The organism is Micromonospora sp. CPCC 205558, from assembly GCF_036902955.1.
Classification (GTDB): Bacteria; Actinomycetota; Actinomycetes; order Mycobacteriales; family Micromonosporaceae; genus Micromonospora.
Map to the genome: position 1 here is coordinate 1 of NZ_JBAKHR010000015.1, position 17,509 is coordinate 17,509.

Here is a 17,509-nt window from a genome sequence, read left to right on the forward strand (position 1 = left end):
GGACGCGGGGCGCGCGGGCGCAGGGGCGCAAGGCACGCGGGGGGCGCGGGGACGCGGGGCGCGCGGGCGCAGGGGCGCGAGGCACGCGGGGGGGCAAGGCACGCGGGGGCGCGGGGGCGCGCGGGAGGGCACGGGCACGGGGTGATGCCACAAACGAGTCAGCTCGAAAGGACCGCAACACCATGTCCCGGACCACCCTGCCCGACCGCGCGACCACACCGAATCGACCGCACCTGCCGCTGCGCCCGCTCTGGCTCTGCCGGGTCTGCGCCGCGCCGTGGCCGTGCCCGGTCGCCCGACTGAGTCTCCGCCGGGAGTACGCGCACGACCGGATCGGTTTGAGCGTCTACCTGTGCACGGTCCTGCATGAGGCAGCCGCCGACCTGTACCGGCTCAACCCGCACGATGGCCCGGACCCAGCGACGCTCTTCACCCGCTTCCTCGGCTGGGCCAGACCACGGCACCTGCCCTGACCAGGCGGGGCAGGGCGAGGCAGGGCAGGGCGAGGCAGGGCAGGGCGAGGCAGGGCGGGGCGGGGCAGGGCAGGGCGAGGCCGACTCAGGGATGGGTCATCCGGAGCAGGTCCAACGTCTCGTCGAGCTGGGTGTCGGTGAGCTTGCCCGAGTCGACGTGCCCCCTAGCGATCACCACCTCGCGGATCGAGGTCTGCTTGGCCAGCGCCTCCTTGGCGATCGACGCGGCCTCGTCGTACCCCAGGTAGCGGTTGAGTGGGGTGACGATCGACGGTGAGCCCTCCGCGTACGCCAGGCAGACCTCGGCGTCCGCGACCAGGCCGACCACCAGGCGGTCGGCGAACAGCCTGCTCACCGCGGAGAGCAGGCGGATCGACTCCAACAGGTTGCGGCCCATCACGGGGAGCATCACGTTCAGCTCGAAGTCACCCTGCGAGCCGGCGAACCCGACCGTCGCGTCGTTGCCGATCACCTGGGCGCAGACCTGCCGCATCGCCTCCGCGACCACCGGGTTGACCTTGCCCGGCATGATCGACGAGCCGGGCTGAAGGTCGGGGATGCGCAGCTCACGCAGACCGGCGCGGGGGCCGGAACCCATCCAGCGGATGTCGTTGGCGATCTTGTAGAGGCCCACGGCGATGGTCCGCAGTTGCCCCGACGTCTCCACCAGGGCGTCCCGCGCGCCCTGCGCCTCGAAGTGGTTGCGCGCCTCGGACAGCGGCAACCCGGTCGACTCGCGCAGCTTGTCGATCACGGCGGCGGCGAAGCCGAGCGGGGTGTTGATCCCGGTGCCCACGGCGGTGCCGCCCAACGGCAGCTCGGCCAGCCGGGGCAGCGCGCCCTCCAGCCGTTCGATTCCGTAGCGGACCTGGGCGGCGTACCCGCCGAACTCCTGGCCGAGAGTGACCGGCGTGGCGTCCATCAGGTGCGTACGCCCCGCCTTGACCACCGTCTCGAACTCCGCCGCCTTGCCTTCCAACGCGGCAGCTAGGTGCGCCAGCGACGGCAGCAGGTCCTCCACGATGAACTGGGTAGCGGCCAGGTGGATCGACGATGGAAAGACGTCGTTGCTGGACTGCGAGGCGTTGACGTGGTCGTTCGGGTGCACCGACGAGCCCAGTTCACGGCTCGCCAAGGTGGCGAGCACCTCGTTGGTGTTCATGTTTGACGACGTGCCAGAGCCGGTCTGGAACACGTCCACCGGGAACTGGTCGTCGTAACCACCGTCGGCCACGTGCGCGGCGGCGGCCACGATGGCGGCGGCCACGTTGGCGTCGATCACGCCCAGCTCGCCGTTGACCTCGGCCGCCGCGCCCTTGATCTGGGCGAGAGCCTTGATGTGGGCCGGCTCGATGCCCCGGCCGGAGATCGGGAAGTTTTGCACCGCACGCTGGGTCTGTGCCCGCCACAGCGCCTCGGCGGGCACCTCCACCTCGCCCATCGAGTCGCGTTCGATGCGGTAACCGGTCGCCTCTGGAGTCGTCACGCGTACCATCCTGCCGCGCTCGTGGCCGACTCGCAGATGATCCGTCAGCCCAACTCGGTGAGCAACGCTTCCACCTCGTGCCGGTCCGGCGACTCGACCTCCCGGAACAACGCCAGCGCCTGCTCCAGGTGCGCGCGGGCCGCCGTCGGATCCGTGGCCAGGACGCACCGGGCGATGCCCTCCAACGCCCGGGCCTTCTCGTAGCGGGCGGCGAGCCGGCTGGCGTCGGCGAGCACCCGGCGGTGCAGGTCGAGCGCGCTGACGGCGTCACCCTGCTCCATCATCGCCCGGGCCAGCAGGTTCCGGGAGGCACACTGACCGATCCGGTCGCCGGCGTCCACCATTGCCACCAGCGCCTCCCGGTGCAGGGATGCGGCACGCTCCGGTTCGCCGGCGACACGCTCCATCACACCGATCTCGTTGAGCACCTCCCCCTCGCCGAATCGGTTGCCGGCCCGGCGTTTGAGATACAACGCCGTCCGCAGCAGACGACGGGCGGGGCCCAGGTCACCCATCCGGTGCCGGACCATGGCGAGGTGCCCTATCGCGTTGTCGGTCTGCCGGGGGTCCTTCGCCTGCCGGGCCGCCAGGAGGTGCAGCCGGGCCAGGCGTAGCGACTCGTCGTACCGGCCCCAGGCGATCAACGCGTAGGACATGTTGTTCAACAGATTGGTCAGCGCATGGACATCGAACGATCCCCGGATCATGGCGAGAGCCTCGTCGAACTTCGCCTTACCCAGCCGCTGGTCACCGTTCGCGGCGTAGGAGACACCAAGGTTCCACAGCGTGCTGAGCATGTCGCCACGTAGCCCGAGCCGGCGGCGCACCGTGAGCGCCACCTCCATCGCGCTGATCGCCTCCGGAAAGCGGGCCAACCGGAAGTACGCCGACGAGAGGTAGTTCAACATGGTGGCGTAGGCCGCCTCGTCGCCCAGCCGCTCGGCGACCCGGAGCCCGATCGTGTGGGTTTCGATCAGCTCGTCGAGGTGCCCGCCCTCGAAGTTGAGTCGCCAGCAGGCCCTGGCCAGCTGCCAGCACTGAACATGGAAGCTCTCCTCCTCCGCCATCCGGACCAGGGCGGTGAGCGCTACGTGGTTCTCCTCGAACCACGCCCGCCCCTCGGCCACCGGAACAGCCAACAGGTCAGGCCGACCGGGGGCGCGCTCGGGAATGTTGCGACGGCTGCCTGCCGCCTCGACCGTCCGGGCGATCGCCAAGGTGACCGACAGGTGATGATCCAACAGCCGCTCCGCGGCGGCGTGTCGCTCCGCCTGCCGCTCCGGGCCGGCGAGCAGCAGCCGAGCGTACTCGCGGAGCAGATCGTGCAACCGGTACCGACCCGGCTGCACCTCCTCCACCAGATGCGCGTCGACCAACTCGTCCAACTCGTCCTGGGTGTCGGCCAGGGGCAGGTCGACGAGGGCGGCGGCCACCCGGCTGTCGAAGCGCCCGGCCGGGTACAGGCCGAGCAGCGGAAACAGCCGCTGCGCCGACGGTGAGACCTGCGCGTACGACAAGGCGAACGCCTGCCCCACCGAGCGCTGCCCGGCGGTCAGCTCGGCCAGCGGGCCCGCCCCGGCGACCAGCCGCTCGGCGAGGTCGGCGACCCGCCAGCGCGGCCGGTGCGCCAACCGCGCGCCAGCCAGCCGGATGGCGAGCGGCAGGTGGCCGCAGCGACGCGCCACCTCGGCCGCCGCTTCCGGCTCGGCGGCGATCCTCTCCATCCCGGCCACCCGGCCGAGCAGCTCGATCGCCTCGTCGGCGTCGAGGACCGGCAACGACGACGGCCGGCCCTCGTCGACCCCGATCAGCCGACGGCGACTGGTGATGAGGACCAGGCTCTGCGCGCCGTTGGGCAGCAACGGCGCCACCTGGTCGGCGCTGGCCGCGTTGTCGAGGACCACCAACGCACGGCGGCCGGCCAGCTCGATCCGCCAGAGCGCCAACCGGTCGTCCAGGTTCTCCGGCACCCGCTCCGCCGGCACACCGAGCTGCCGCAGGAGGGCCGCCACGGCCGTTGCCGTTGTCAGCGGTCGGCGTTCGCTGTGCCCGTGCAGGTCGATGAAGAGCTGGGCGTCGGGATAGCGGTCCGCGAGCGCGGTAGCGACGTGTACGGCGAGGGTGGTTTTGCCGCTCCCCGGCATCCCATCGACCACCTGGATCCGGATGCCGTCCTCCTCGATCTCCTTGACCAGGCGGGCCACCGTCTCCTGCCGGCCGATGAAGTCACCGATCGCCCGGGGCAGGGAACGAACCGCGCCGACGGGTGGGGCTGGCCGACCAGCCAGAGCCAGGTCCCCGGCGAGCACCCGTTGGTGCAGCTCCTGCAGCTCCGCACCCGGTTCGATGCCCAACTCCTCGGCGTACGTCCGCCGGCCCTCGCGGTAGACGGCGAGTGCGTCGGCCTGCCGCCCGACGGAGGACAACGCCAGCATCAGCTGACGTCGCAGCCGCTCCCGCAACGGATTCCGGTCGACACTCTCCGCCAGCTCCTCGATCAGCTCAGCTGCCTGACCGAGGCGCAGTTCGACGTCGACGCACTCCTCCAACGTGGTGAGGCGTTGCTCGTCGAGCGCCTGGGCGCGACGGCGGACGCTCCGGCTCGCGATGCCACCGAGTGTCGGCCCCCGCCACAGTGCCAGCGCGGCGCGGAACTCCGTACGCGCCTCGGCCAGCCGGCCGGCGACGACCTGGGCACGGGCCGCCTCCACGCGGCGGTTGAAGATCTCGGCGTCCAGGTCGTTCGGTGCGGTACGCAGTCCGTACCCGGCCGGGTCGGTGACGATCAGCTCAGGCGCCAGCCCGAGTTCGGTGAACCGGCGGCGCAGCCGCGACACGCAGGTCTGCAACTGCGCGCGGGCGGTGGCCGGCGGGCGGTCCTCCCACACCGCGTCGACGAGTTCGTCGACCGGCACCAGCCGGCCGGCCCGCAACAGCAGCATGGCGAGCACGATCCGGTCGCGTCCCGCGGTGACTGTGGACTCGCCACCGCCCACCCGCAGAGGCCCCAGGATCCCGAACCGCATCTGCTCTCCCGCGTCAGTGCTGCAACTTCCAGCAGCGTAGTCCCGTGGTGACAGATCGCCCCGATCAGGCGAGAGTGATCTGAGAGTGGATCGACAGCGATGCGCAGCAGACTCGCTTCGGGTTGTCGGTGACGGCATCCGACGGGGGCGGTGCGCCCGTCCCACCCCAGCGGGGCGGGCGTACCGATTGTCGGTAGAACACGGGCGACAGACGGGCGCCGGGCGAGTTCGCCCGGCGCCCGTTCGCGTAGCGGTCGGTCAGCGGCGGCCGACGGTGAGCACCGGCTTGGTGACCTCGGCGAAGAAGTCGTTGCCCTTGTCGTCGACGACGATGAAGGCGGGGAAGTCCTCGACTTCGATCTTCCAGACCGCCTCCATGCCCAGCTCCGCGTACTCCAGGACCTCGACGTGCTTGATGCAGTCCTGCGCGAGCCGGGCGGCGGGGCCGCCGATCGAGCCGAGGTAGAAGCCTCCGTGCTGCTGGCAGGAACGGGTCACCTGACGGGAACGGTTGCCCTTGGCCAGCATCACCTGCGAGCCACCGGCGGCCTGGAACTTCTCCACGTAGGCGTCCATCCGGCCGGCGGTGGTCGGGCCGAACGAGCCGGACGCGTACCCCTCGGGGGTCTTCGCCGGGCCGGCGTAGTAGACCGCGTGGTCCCGCAGGTACTGCGGCATCGGCTCACCGGCGTCCAACCGCTCGGCGATCTTGGCGTGCGCGATGTCCCGTGCGACCACGAGCGGCCCGGAGAGCGATAGGCGGGTCTTCACCGGGTACTTCGACAGCTCCGCGCGGATCTCGTCCATCGGCCTGTTCAGGTCGACCCGGACGACCAGCTCGGCGTCGAGCGAATCGTCGGTGACGTCGGGCAGGAACCGCGCCGGGTCGGTTTCGAGGCGCTCCAGCCACACACCCGACGGGGTGATCTTCGCGACGGCCTGGCGGTCCGCCGAGCAGGAGACGGCGATCGCCACCGGGCAGGACGCGCCGTGCCGAGGCAACCGGACCACCCGCACGTCGTGGCAGAAGTAACGCCCACCGAACTGCGCGCCGATGCCGAAGTTGCGGGTCAGCTCCAGCACCTCCGCCTCCAGCTCCAGGTCACGGAAGCCGTGCGCGCTCATCGAGCCCGAGGTCGGCAGCGCGTCGAGGTACTTGGCGCTGGCGTACTTGGCGGTCTTCAGCGCGTACTCGGCGGAGGTGCCGCCGATGACGATGGCCAGGTGGTACGGCGGGCAGGCGGCGGTGCCGATCAGCCGCAGCTTCTCCTCCAGGAACTGCATCATCCGCGTGGGGTTGAGCAGCGCCTTCGTCTCCTGGTAGAGGTACGACTTGTTGGCCGAACCACCGCCCTTGGCCATGAACAGGAACTTGTACGCGTCGGGGTGCCCGTCGGGGTCCTCGGCGTACAGGTCCACCTGGGCGGGGAGGTTGCTGCCGGTGTTCCGCTCGTCCCACATGGTCAGCGGGGCGAGCTGGGAGTAGCGCAGGTTGAGCTTGGTGTACGCCTGGTAGACGCCCCGGGAGATGGCCTCGGCGTCGGCGCCGTCGGTCAGCACGTGCCGGCCGCGTTTGCCCATCACGATGGCGGTGCCGGTGTCCTGGCACATGGGCAGGACACCGCCGGCGGCGATGTTGGCGTTGCGCAGCAGATCCAGCGCGACGAACCGGTCGTTCGGCGAGGCGGCCGGGTCGTCGATTATCGCCCGGAGCTGCGCCAGGTGCGCGGGGCGCAGGAAGTGCGCGATGTCGTGCATCGCCTCGGCGGTCAGCGCGGTGAGCGCGGCCGGCTCCACGGTGAGGAAACGGCGGCCTCCCGGGCCGTGTACGACGTCCACGCCCTCGTCGGTGACCAGGCGATAGTCCGTCTGGTCGGGGCCGGTCGGCAGCAGGGGGGCGTACGAGAATGCGGCGGCACTGCTCATGAGCGGCAAGCCTAGGGCAGACCGGTCGATCACTCCCACCCGCCGGGCGGGTCCTGGGACGCCGCTCTCATCCACCAGGCGCGCGGGGCCCGGCCGCCGTCCGGATCATCGGGCGAGCCGCCGACTCAGCCGTCCTTGCCGCCGCCCGGTTCGGGGCAGAGTTCCCCCTTGGGCCCGCAGTCGCCGTTGTTCGGCCCGCCGGGGCCGGGGCTGGCGGGGCCGGGGCCGCCCGGCCCGGGATTCCCACCGTCGCCGGGCGGTCGGGTGGGTGAGTTCCCGGACGCGCCGAAGCGGACGTAACCGATCTCCCGCCCCTCGCCAATGATCATGCCCTGTGACCCGACGGCGAGCGCGTTCGCCGAGGTGCGCAGGGCGGCCAACTCGCGGCCGGTGCGCGGGTCCAGTGCCGCCAGCCGGGACGGCTTCTCATCGGCCACCACCACCGCGTACGGGGTGAGCGCGGCCCCGGCCTTGCCGCTGGCCTGTCGCGTCCAGAGCACCTTCTCGGTGCCCAGCTCACGGGCGACCACGGAACGCTTGTCGGCGGCCCGGAACACCGCCGAACGGTCGTCCACCGCGATCAACTTGGTGCCCGACGGGCCGACCCAGAGCAGCCGACCGTCGTACCCGTCGATGACTGCCTCCCGGCCGTCCGGCGCGACGCCGATCAGCACGTTCCGCGCGCCCTGCGGGTCCTCGCGTTGCACGCACCCGGCGGAGTCAGCGGTACGCAGGTTGACGCCTGCCTGCCGCCAGGCCTCCTGCCCGGTCGCCGAGTCCCGTGCGGAGATGGAGAAGTAGCAGGTGCCGTCCTGGGATCGGGCGGCGATCCGCAGCAGTCGACCGCCCACCACGGAGAGCCGCTCGTCCCGGGCCGGCTCGACGTTCTGCAACACCCGGCCGGTGGCGGTGTCGACCACGTGGACCCGACCGTCGACCGGGAAACCGAGCAGCGGTGGCGCGGCCTCGGCCCCGGCCACCCCGTCGTCGATCCGGTTGGCGGTGAGCCGGCGGGTGCCGCGCAGACCCGGGTTGTCGGCGAGCAGGCCGCTGTGCACCCCGGGCAGGAAGGCCGTCCAGAGCGGCGCGGTGCCACGCGGGTCCCAGGCGCTCAGGGTGCAGTCGGTGGCGTCGGTGCAGCGGGCGTCGAGGAGCATGTTGCGGTACGTCCAGACGGCCACCGCGTCGTCGTCACGTCGCCGGGTCACCCCGGTCGTCGGGTCGAGTAGCTCGTACCCCTTGACCAGGAGCTTGCCCACGGCCACGACCGGGTCGCGGTCGCCGCCGGCGACCGCCGCCCAGTCCGCCTTGCGTTCCCAGAGCTGGGCGCCGGTGGCCAGACTGCGCGCCTCGACCCGGGTGCGCTGCTCGACCACGACGGTGTCGCCGGCGATTGTCACGCTGCGCGGCGTGCCGCCGACCCGTTGCTGCCAGACCACGTCGGGCTCGGAGATGGGCTCGCTGCGGTCCACCCAGTCCCACAGGCCGGGGAACGGGTTCCACACGCCGGTCGCGGCGAGCGCGACGACCACGGCGAGGCCGAGCAGCAGCCCACCGCGTACGCTCCCCTTCGCCACACCGCACACCGTAGCCACGATCACGGATCTTCCGTACGCCCGCGTCGCCGTGTCGCCGCGCTTTCTGGGCTCGGAGGTGTTACAGCACCTTTCCCTCGGCCCGCACAGCGCTGCGTACCAACGGAAGCGTGCGGTAGGAAATCTGCTCGGCCAACGCGATGATCGTGGAGGCCCGGGTGATGCCCGCGGACGAGACGATCTGGTCGATGACCCGTTGCAGGTCCGTGTTGGAGCGGGCCACGATCCGGCAGAGCAGGTCGCTGGAGCCGGTGATGGTGTGCGCCTCCAGCACCTCGGGGATGGCGGCGAGGTGAGCGGTGACCGGGTCGTGGCCGTGCCGCTGACTGATCTCCAGGGTGACGAAGCTGGTCACCCCGAATCCGATCGCGGCCGGCGCGATCTCGGGGCCGAAGCCCTCGATGACCCGCCGCTCGACGAGCTTGTCCAGCCGGGCCTGCACGGTGCCCCGGGCCACCCCCAGCCGCCGGGAGCACTCCAGCACCCCGATCCGCGGCTCCTCGGCGAGCAGTTCGATCAAGCGCACGTCGAGCGCGTCGAGCTGTACATTCTGCTCACCATTCATGAGTGAAGACCATACCGAATGTGCAACCTGACCAGCATTTCTGGCAACAGTTGCCCACCCGACATCGGGCCAGCGATCCTCGCCACAAGAACCGACCACGGCGGCCCAAAAGGCCGGCCGGTACGCGAGGGAGCCCACCATGACCCAGGCGATCGACCGACCCCAGTCGACCGAGGACGTCGACATCGACCGGCTCGTCGGCGCTGTCGACCACGACATCAGCCACGACCCGTTCCCGGTCCGGGGCCTCGACCACGTGCACTTCCTGGTCGGCAACGCCAAGCAGGCAGCCCACTACTACTCCACCGCCTTCGGCATGACGTGCGTGGCGTACCGCGGCCCGGAGCAGGGTTACCGGGACCACGCCCAGTACGTGCTGACCAGCGGCTCGGCCCGGTTCGTGCTGACCGGCGTGGTGCGCCCGGACGCCGACGGCGCCGAGCACGTGGCCCGGCACAGCGACGGCATCAGCGACATCGCGCTGGAGGTGCCGAACGTGGACGCCGCGTACGCGCACGCCATCGCCCAGGGCGCCGCCAGCGTCGTCGAGCCGCACGAGGTGAGCGACGAGCACGGCACCGTCCGGATGGCCGCCATCGCCGCGTACGGCGACACCCGGCACACCCTGGTCGACCGGTCCCGCTACACCGGCCCGTTCCTGCCCGGCTTCGTGGCCCGGGGCCCGATCGTGGACCGGCAGCCGATGATCGATGCCGGCATCCAGCCGAAGCGCTTCTTCCAGGCCGTCGACCACGTGGTCGGCAACGTGGAGCTGGGCCGGATGGACGAGTGGGTCGAGTTCTACAAGCGGGTGATGGGCTTCTCCAACATGGCGGAGTTCATCGGCGACGACATCGCCACCGACTACTCGGCGCTGATGAGCAAGGTCGTGGCGAACGGCACCCGCAAGGTGAAGTTCCCGCTCAACGAGCCGGCGATCGCCCGCAAGAAGTCCCAGATCGACGAGTACCTGGAGTTCTACCAGGGCCCGGGCGCGCAGCACATCGCCGTCGCCACCAACGACATCCTCGCCAGCGTCGACGCGATGCGCGCGGCCGGTCTGGAGTTCCTCGACACCCCGGACTCGTACTACGACGACCCGGAGCTGCGCGAGCGGATCGGCAACGTGCGGGTGCCGATCGAGGAGTTGAAGGCCCGCAAGATCCTGGTCGACCGGGACGAGGACGGCTACCTGCTCCAGATCTTCACCAAGCCGGTGCAGGACCGCCCCACTGTCTTCTTCGAGCTGATCGAGCGGCACGGCTCGCTGGGCTTCGGCAAGGGCAACTTCAAGGCGCTCTTCCAGGCCATCGAGCGGGAGCAGGAAGCCCGCGGCAACCTGTAACACTTGCGAGCGTGACGCAACCTCCGTCGTACCCGACGCCGCCGGTCGGTGGGCCCCGACCCACCACCACCGGCGGCGTCGCGCCGCAGCCCGGACCACACCCCCACGGGTACGCCCCGCGCCACCTCCGTGCCGAGTTCGCCGGGACGGTCGTCGTTAAGGTGTCTTCGTGAGCGAGCGCAGTGAGCGAACCAGCAGGCAGCGAAGCGGAGCGATGGCGTGAGCGTTCAGCCTGGCTGGTACGTCGACCCTGCCGACACCGAGACCCGGCGTTACTGGGACGGTGAGGGTTGGCTCGGTGCGCCCATTCCCGTCGACGCGACCCCGCCGGACGGCCCGCCGCCGCCCGAGCCACCGCCCGTGCCGGTCACCCCGGCCGCGCCTGCAGCGTCGGCGACCCCCGACGCGGTGACCGCCCCGCCGGGCTGGCCGCCGCACCCGGGCCCACCCCCGGGGTACGGCCCGCAACCGGGCCACGGCCCCGGGTGGGGACCACAGGGCGGCCCGCCCGGGTGGGGTCCGCAGACCGGCCCGCCCGGCTGGGGACCACAGGCTGGCCCGCCCGGGTGGGCGCCACCGCCCGGCCACCCCGGCTGGCCCGGACGACCGCCCGAGCCGCGACCACACGGCCTCAGGCTGGCCGGTTACGGCCGTAGACTCGTCGCCCGACTGATCGACTTCGGCCTCGTCTTCGCACTGAACGTGGTCGTCAACGGCTGGTTCGTCTGGCGCTGGGCGCAGGAGTGGGCGCCGTACTGGCAGGAGGTCTTCCGGCGGGCGGCGCGCGGCGACACCTCCGCCGACGGCCTGCCGCTGCCCAGTGAACAGGCCAACTCGCTGTTGGTGGCGATCCTGCTGATCGCCACCGCGCTCTGGCTGGCGTACGAGGTGCCCGCCATGGCCGCCGGTGGGCAGACCATCGGCAAGAGGGTGATGCGGATCCGGGCGGTGCCGATGGCCGCCGACCAGCCGCTGGGCGTCCGCCGGGCGCTGAGCCGGTGGAGCACGCTGGGCCTGCCGACTCTGCTCTGGTACTGCGTCGGGCTCGGCCTGGTGTTGCAACTACTCGACGCGCTCTCCCCGCTCTTCGACCCCCACCTGCGCCAGGCGCTGCACGACAAGCGCGCGCAGACGGTGGTCGTCGAAGTCCCCAACCGCCCCGATTCCGCCCCCTCGAACGACCGCAACCAGCCCCCGGGAGACACCCCATGACCGACTCCGGACGTCACCAGCCGGCGCTGCGGCTGACCCGCGCCGACCTGGACGCGCTGCCCAGCTACGTGCCGGGACGCAGCCCTGCCGACCTGGCCCGCGAGTTGGGCCTGCCGGAGGCCATCAAGCTGGCCAGCAACGAGGTGCCGTACGGGCCGCTGCCCGGCGTCGTGGAGGCTGTCACCGAGGCGATCACCACGTCGCACCGCTACCCGGACATGGGCGTTGTCGCGCTGCGTGACGCGCTGGCCCAGCGGTACGGCGTGGACGCCGACCGGATCGCCACCGGCTGCGGTTCGGTGGCGCTCGCCGAGCACCTGGTGCGGGCCACCTGCCTGCCCGGTGACGAGGTGCTCTACTCGTGGCGCTCCTTCGAGGCGTACCCGATCATCGTGGCGACCAGCGGCGCGACCAGCGTGCGGGTGCCCAACGACGCCGGGCACGGGCACGACCTGGCGGCGATGGCCGCGGCGGTGACCGACCGGACCCGGGTGATCTTCGTCTGCAACCCGAACAACCCCACGGGTACCGCGGTGCGCCGGGCCGAGCTGGACCGGTTCCTCGACGCGGTGCCGGACGACGTGCTGGTGGTGATCGACGAGGCGTACCGGGAGTTCGTCACCGACCCGGAGGTTCCGGACGGTCTCGACTACCTGGACCGGCCCAACGTGGCGGTGCTGCGCACCCTGTCGAAGGCGTGGGGGCTCGCCGGGCTGCGAATGGGCTGGCTGGTCGCCCAGCCGGTGGTGGCCGCCGCCATCCGTAAGGTGGCGACGCCGTTCTCCAGCAGCACGGCAGCCCAGGCCGGGGCGCTCGCCGCGCTGACCCAGGTGGCGGAGATGGAGCGTCGCTGCGCCCTGGTCGTCGCCGAGCGGGACCGGGTCACCGAGGCGTTGCGTAAGTTCGTGCCCGAGGTGCCGACGAGCCAGGCCAACTTCGTCTGGCTGCCGTTGGGCGAGCGGGCCGTGGCGTTCGGCAAGGCGTGCGAGGCGCGCGGGGTGATCGTGCGGCCGTTCGCCGGAGACGGGGTCCGGGTCACCATCGGCACCCCGGCCGAGAACGACGCGTTCCTGGCGGCGGCCGAGGCCGCCCTGGCCTGAGCGACAGCAGGTAACGAACGACTGGCGGGCGGGACAGCACTCAGCTGCACCGCCCGCCAGTACACGGCTAAGGCGCTCCGTCGACCACGGCCAGTCGCCACTGCGCCTCACCCTCGACCCCGACGGCAAGATCGGTCGAGACGCCCTTGTCGACGAAGACCTGCGACAGGTTGGGCACCCCGTCGCACGGATATCTCAGCGGAGCGGCTGTCTTCACGTTGAGTGCGATCCGACCTCCTCCGGTGCAGATGAAATACACCGTGAAGCTGGCCCCACTGGGAACAACATCGGCGATGGTTGCTTCCTTCTGCTCTGCCAGCGGGCCAGCCAGCAGCACCCGACCGGCCGGATACCACCCCGTCGGCGCTTCCGGAGTGGGGGAAGGCCGGTTCGGCACGGTAGGTGAGGGGGGTTCGGACGGCGCCGCCGATCGTCTCGCCGTGTCACCGGTGCAGCCGCTGACCATCAGCAACGGGACGGCCATGCCGATGGCCAGGCATACGGCGTAACGACCAGCACGCATCTCGTGTCTCCAATCCAGGCCGGACGAGCCTGATGAACCGCACCTCGGTCGTCAAGCCGCCGGGCGTACTCAACCTCAATCGTGAACTAAGACCTGTTTGTCCAACTTTGCGTGCTTTCTGCCCTATCTTCCGAAGTAGCCGTTGTGCCGAGGACTCACGCCGGCTCACTTCGAGAAAACGGGGTAACGAACAGTGCGTACTGCCAAGATCTGTCTGGCCGGTGCGGCCGCCGCGGCGATGGTGGGCTTCCTCGCCGCGCCCGCTGCCGCCGCGCCCGATGACACCACCAGCACCACGTTCGAGGTGCTCGCCGGCACCCTCGACATCACCGCGCCGACCAATGCCGCCCTCGGTGGCGGCGCCCCCGGTGGCGTCATCAGCGGCCCGCTCGGCGTGGTGACGGTCGACGACTCCCGAGGCGCCGCCGACGCCTCCTGGGTCGCCTCGGTGACCGCGACGGTCTTCCAGACCGGCGGCGGCTCGCCCCCCGAGACGGTCCTCCCGGAGGAGATCGACTACTGGTCCGGGAATGCGGTCGGGGTGCCCCCGACCACCGGTGACGGCACCTTCACGCCGGGGCAGCCAACCGCTGGCGACGCCGCACCGCTGTCCAGCGTCACCGAGCTCACCGCCTTCACCCACAGCGGCGGCACCGGCGGCAACACCGCCAACTGGAACCCCACCCTGGTGGTCAACGTCCCGCTGGACAGCATCGCGGGCACCTACACGGGCACGGTGACACATTCCGTGGGGTAGCCGCCGGGGGCGGTCGACCATCGCGGTTGCGCTCGCCCTGTTCTGCCTCGCCGGTCCGGGTCTGTCGACCCGGGCCGGCGCGGTCGAACCGGACGCGGTACCAGACGACGGCAGCATCGGAATCCGGTTGCTGGAGGCCCCGACCGAGCGCCGCACCGACCCTCGCGCGCTGCGCTACATCGTCGACCACCTACCGCCGGGCACCACCATCAAGCGGCAAGTGCTGATCGTCAACCGCACCAACCAGACCCGTCGAGTCGACGTGTACCCGGCGGCCGCGACCCTGGAGGGTGCCACGTTCCGCTTCGGCGAGGGCCGGGCTGAAAACGAGCTGACCTCGTGGGTCACCCTCGACGAGCGATCCGTCGAGCTCAAACCGTGGGGCGAGACCCGGGTCCGAGCGACCGTCACGGTGCCGCCGGCGGCCTCCCGGGGCGAGCGGTACGGGGTGATCTGGGCGTCCACCGCCTCGACGCCGCGGGCCGGCGGTGAGATCACCCAGGTCCACCGGGTCGGGGTCCGGATGTACCTCGACATCGGGCCCGGCGGCGAACCCGCCTCCGACTTCTCGATCGGCGAGGTGCGCCCGGCCCGCAGCCCCGAGGGCGAACCGTCACTGACCGTCCAGGTCACCAACACCGGAGGCCGCGCCGTCGACCTGACCGGCGTGGTCACCCTGACCGATGGCCCAGCCGGCAGCCGGGCCGGCCCGTTTCCGGTCGGGCAGGGCGTCACGCTGGCACCGGGCGCGTCCGGGCAGGTCGTCGCCCGGCTCCCGGCCGCGCTGCCGAACGGCCCGTGGAAGGCGGAGGTGAATCTGGAGAGCGGCCTGGTGAAGCGGAGCATCACCGCGCAGATCACGTTCCCCGACCCTGGTCAGGTCGGGAAACGGGGCAGCGTCGTCTCCCGGATTGTTTCTGGGTGGACCGTGGCGGCGGCCGTCGCGGGGCTGCTGCTGGTCGTCGGCCTCGCCATGCTGGTACGCCGTTCCCGCCGTTCCCGCCGGGCCGGTCGGCCTCCCACCGGCCGTCCGAGGGAGCGCGTCCCGGCCGGTCGTTGACCCCGGCCGGCGGCCGGCACGGGCCGGGTTCGTCAGCGCAGCCGCCTCCGGCGGGCTCGTCAGCTCAGCCGCCTCCGGCGGGCGGCGAACCAACCGACGACCATCAGGGCTACGCCCAGCGCGGCGAGCAGCAGCGCCGACCCGCCCGGGCCGGTGACCGGCAACTCGCCGTGACTGGGCGTGGGTTGCGGTGGTGCCGTCGGCGTGGAGGTAGGTGGCGGCGGGGTCGGGGTCGGGGATGCCGGCAGGATCTCGAAGGTCACGCCACCGCGCGCCGACGGCTCGGCCGGGGCGACGCTGAACCCGCGCGCCGAGGCGGGGGCGGGGGCCAGCACCGGCGCTACCGCCAGCGCCAGGCTCGCGGTGGTGGCGGCGAGCGCGCCGCCCACCAGGTAATTGGCTGCCGTCCTGGCCATGCGCCGACCCTCCTCCTCCGGAAACCTGAACCATGAAAAACATACCCTTTTTGGACAAAGGGGATGAGTCGGTCCGGTGTTCCGAGGTCGAAGACGCCACCATCAGGTGGCGGCCAGGATCACCGCCTCGCCGGTGTAGTAGTAGCGCCGGTCGTCGCCGGCGGGGTCGACCGGCTTACGGAGGCGCTCGACCGCTACGAACCCGTCCTCGGCCGTCACCGCCCCGGGGGCCCAGCCCGTCCCGTCCGAGCCGACGTTGAGCGCAAAGCGGGACAACTGCCTACCGGTCACCGGGTCCAGTGTCACCAGATCGTTCGCCTCGGTCAGCAGGTGCACCCGGCCCGGCTGCGCGGCCAACACCCGGGCCGCGCCCAGGCCCGCGGACCGCCACAGCTCGGTGCCCGTACGCGCCGATCGACCCACCACGACCCCGTCGAGCACGGCGACGGACTGCTCACCGACCAGCGCGGCACCGGCCGAATCCAGCGCGGGGGCGGCGACCGGCGGGCCGACGCCCAACAGCCAACCCCGACCACCCTCGTCACCCGGCGCGGCGGTCCGCAACCCCAGACAGTCCGACTGAGCGGTACGGCAACCGAGCGGCGTCACCACCAACGCGTCCGGACCGTCCGGCGGTCGCCAACGCTCCCGCACCGCGCCCGTCGCCGCGTCCCGGAACTCGACCGTCGCCGCCCCGGCGCAGGTGTCCAGACCAATCAGCTGCCCGGCGGCGGTGCTGCCGACATCGCTCCGGCACCTGCCCGGCAGCTGGACCCGCCACAGCTCCCGACCATCGCTCAGGTCGACCCCACGCGCCTGGGCGTCAGCGGTCACCACCAGCACGATCCGCCCGTCGGGGAGGGCGGTGAGCTGGAGACCGGGCGCATCCCAGACGGTCGCCGCCCCGGTACGCCGCACCGGTGTCACGCTCTCCGCGGGCTCCGGGCCGTCGGCTCGCCAGAGCACCCGGCCGGTCCGCGCGTCGAGTGCGACAAGTAGCCCGTCCGACCAACGGCTGACCACCGTGCTGCCGCTGGCCACCACCCCGGTCAGCTCCGCCGGCCACCGCCGGTACGACCAGTACGGGCTGGTCCGGTACCGACCGTCGACCGGCCGGTCGGCGTAGACCTGGCGGTGGGCGGCGTACACCCGCAGTCTGCCGTCGACGATCAACGGGGCGACCGGCAACCGACCGATCACCCTCGCAGCCGGTCGGGCCGGAGCCGGATAGTCGGCGCGCGCCACCGTGCTCACCTCTGCCGGCGCGAGGACCCGGTGCACGATGACCACGACGGCCGCCGTCGCGAGCAGCGCCGCGACCGCGATCGCGAGCAGTCGCCGGCCTCTCGGGAACCTCATGCCGCACCTCCGCCCGGCACCCTACCCAGCGGAGGGGGGCGAAGCCCGAACAGGTCTCGGCGATCGACTGCCGGCTGGTGCTCAGGCGGCTTCGACGGAACCGGTGGCACCGGCCGCGACGGCCAGATCGGCAAGATCGCGCCAGAGCGCCGCCTCGACCGCACGCGCAGCCAGCCCGCCGAGGAGCAGCGCCACCACCCGGCCGTACGGGGCGGTCGGCACCGCCTCCTGGGTGACGGTGATCGCTGTGCAACCCCGACGGCGGCGGCGGACCGGCCGCAGGCTCCAGGTGATCCGATAGTCAGCGCCGGCGCCGGAGGAACAGAGCACCAGTCGCTGCGGCGCGAACGCCTCCACCACCAGGAACTCTTCGGTAAGCGTGTCGCCGCCAGGCTGGACGCGCTCCTCACGCCAGGAGGTGCCCGGCCCGAACGGGCCCGGGGTGAGCACCTCGATCGGCCCGGCGGCGGTCAGCCGGGCCGCCCGGCCGGGCAGGTCGATCAGCAGACGCCAGACGTCGACAGCGTTGGCCTCGATGATCCCGGTAATCGCCACCGTCGACATGCCACCCTCCCGTGTCCCCGACGGTACGCGGAGTGAGGGCCGGACGGGGCCCCCGGGACGGAATTTCCACCACCCGGAGGCCATGCTGTCCGATTGGGCAGT

At 71.8% G+C, this 17,509-nt stretch carries 15 protein-coding genes; 6 read left to right on the forward strand and 9 right to left on the reverse strand.

Going from position 1 to position 17,509, the window contains the following annotated elements; genetic code table 11:
• Positions 1-182: 182 nt before the first annotated feature.
• Positions 183-473 carry a hypothetical protein gene (locus V6U86_RS18010; RefSeq protein ID WP_334504822.1) on the forward strand — a complete coding sequence of 97 codons (291 nt, stop codon included), beginning with the start codon at positions 183-185 and terminating at the stop codon, positions 471-473.
• A gap of 85 nt (positions 474-558) precedes the next feature.
• Here V6U86_RS18010 and V6U86_RS18015 read toward each other — a convergent pair whose 3' ends face one another.
• From V6U86_RS18015 to V6U86_RS18035, 5 genes are all read right to left on the reverse strand, one after another.
• On the reverse strand, positions 559-1,968 hold the full coding sequence (locus V6U86_RS18015) for a class II fumarate hydratase (protein WP_334504824.1): 1,410 nt from the start codon (positions 1,966-1,968) through the stop codon (positions 559-561).
• Between the two features lie 35 nt (positions 1,969-2,003).
• Positions 2,004-4,985 (reverse strand): AfsR/SARP family transcriptional regulator, encoded by a 2,982-nt coding sequence (locus tag V6U86_RS18020; protein ID WP_334504825.1) that lies wholly within the window; start codon positions 4,983-4,985, stop codon positions 2,004-2,006.
• A 258-nt stretch (positions 4,986-5,243) separates the two neighbouring features.
• Positions 5,244-6,911, reverse strand: a complete 1,668-nt coding sequence (locus tag V6U86_RS18025) for a fumarate hydratase (RefSeq protein WP_124772033.1) — start codon at positions 6,909-6,911, stop codon at positions 5,244-5,246.
• Positions 6,912-7,036: 125 nt separating this feature from the next.
• Complete coding sequence (locus V6U86_RS18030; RefSeq protein ID WP_442934962.1) at positions 7,037-8,497, reverse strand: outer membrane protein assembly factor BamB family protein; 1,461 nt, start codon at positions 8,495-8,497, stop codon at positions 7,037-7,039.
• 70 nt (positions 8,498-8,567) lie between these two features.
• Positions 8,568-9,071 (reverse strand): Lrp/AsnC family transcriptional regulator, encoded by a 504-nt coding sequence (locus tag V6U86_RS18035; RefSeq protein ID WP_334504830.1) that lies wholly within the window; start codon positions 9,069-9,071, stop codon positions 8,568-8,570.
• Between the two features lie 139 nt (positions 9,072-9,210).
• On the opposite strand from V6U86_RS18035, the gene hppD reads away from it, so the two are divergent.
• The 3 genes from hppD (at position 9,211) to hisC (ending at position 12,728) form a co-directional block, all read left to right on the forward strand.
• The gene (gene hppD / locus V6U86_RS18040; protein ID WP_334504832.1) at positions 9,211-10,416 is read left to right on the forward strand and encodes a 4-hydroxyphenylpyruvate dioxygenase; all 1,206 of its coding nucleotides are present in this window, start codon (positions 9,211-9,213) and stop codon (positions 10,414-10,416) included.
• A 219-nt stretch (positions 10,417-10,635) separates the two neighbouring features.
• Positions 10,636-11,628 carry an RDD family protein gene (locus tag V6U86_RS18045; RefSeq protein ID WP_334504834.1) on the forward strand — a complete coding sequence of 331 codons (993 nt, stop codon included), beginning with the start codon at positions 10,636-10,638 and terminating at the stop codon, positions 11,626-11,628.
• Positions 11,625-12,728: a histidinol-phosphate transaminase gene (gene hisC, locus V6U86_RS18050; protein WP_334504836.1), complete on the forward strand. Its 1,104-nt coding sequence runs from the start codon at positions 11,625-11,627 to the stop codon at positions 12,726-12,728. Before V6U86_RS18045 ends, hisC begins: the two co-directional genes overlap by 4 nt.
• A gap of 67 nt (positions 12,729-12,795) precedes the next feature.
• Here the strand turns inward: hisC and V6U86_RS18055 are convergent, their stop codons facing one another.
• Entirely contained in the window at positions 12,796-13,251 is a 456-nt protein-coding gene (locus tag V6U86_RS18055) for a hypothetical protein (protein WP_334504838.1), read from the reverse strand.
• A 193-nt stretch (positions 13,252-13,444) separates the two neighbouring features.
• On the opposite strand from V6U86_RS18055, the gene V6U86_RS18060 reads away from it, so the two are divergent.
• Together V6U86_RS18060 and V6U86_RS18065 are read left to right on the forward strand one after the other, a co-directional pair.
• Positions 13,445-14,008, forward strand: a complete 564-nt coding sequence (locus tag V6U86_RS18060; RefSeq protein ID WP_334504841.1) for a hypothetical protein — start codon at positions 13,445-13,447, stop codon at positions 14,006-14,008.
• Positions 14,009-14,135: 127 nt separating this feature from the next.
• Positions 14,136-15,068, forward strand: a complete 933-nt coding sequence (locus V6U86_RS18065) for a hypothetical protein (RefSeq protein WP_334504843.1) — start codon at positions 14,136-14,138, stop codon at positions 15,066-15,068.
• A gap of 59 nt (positions 15,069-15,127) precedes the next feature.
• Here the strand turns inward: V6U86_RS18065 and V6U86_RS18070 are convergent, their stop codons facing one another.
• The 3 genes from V6U86_RS18070 to V6U86_RS18080 all read right to left on the reverse strand — a co-directional run bounded on the left by V6U86_RS18070 (position 15,128) and on the right by V6U86_RS18080 (position 17,407).
• Positions 15,128-15,484 (reverse strand): LPXTG cell wall anchor domain-containing protein, encoded by a 357-nt coding sequence (locus V6U86_RS18070; protein WP_334504846.1) that lies wholly within the window; start codon positions 15,482-15,484, stop codon positions 15,128-15,130.
• Positions 15,485-15,586: 102 nt separating this feature from the next.
• Positions 15,587-16,843 (reverse strand): outer membrane protein assembly factor BamB family protein, encoded by a 1,257-nt coding sequence (locus V6U86_RS18075; protein WP_334504849.1) that lies wholly within the window; start codon positions 16,841-16,843, stop codon positions 15,587-15,589.
• Positions 16,844-16,924: 81 nt separating this feature from the next.
• On the reverse strand, positions 16,925-17,407 hold the full coding sequence (locus tag V6U86_RS18080; protein ID WP_334504851.1) for an SRPBCC family protein: 483 nt from the start codon (positions 17,405-17,407) through the stop codon (positions 16,925-16,927).
• Positions 17,408-17,509: the final 102 nt, after the last annotated feature.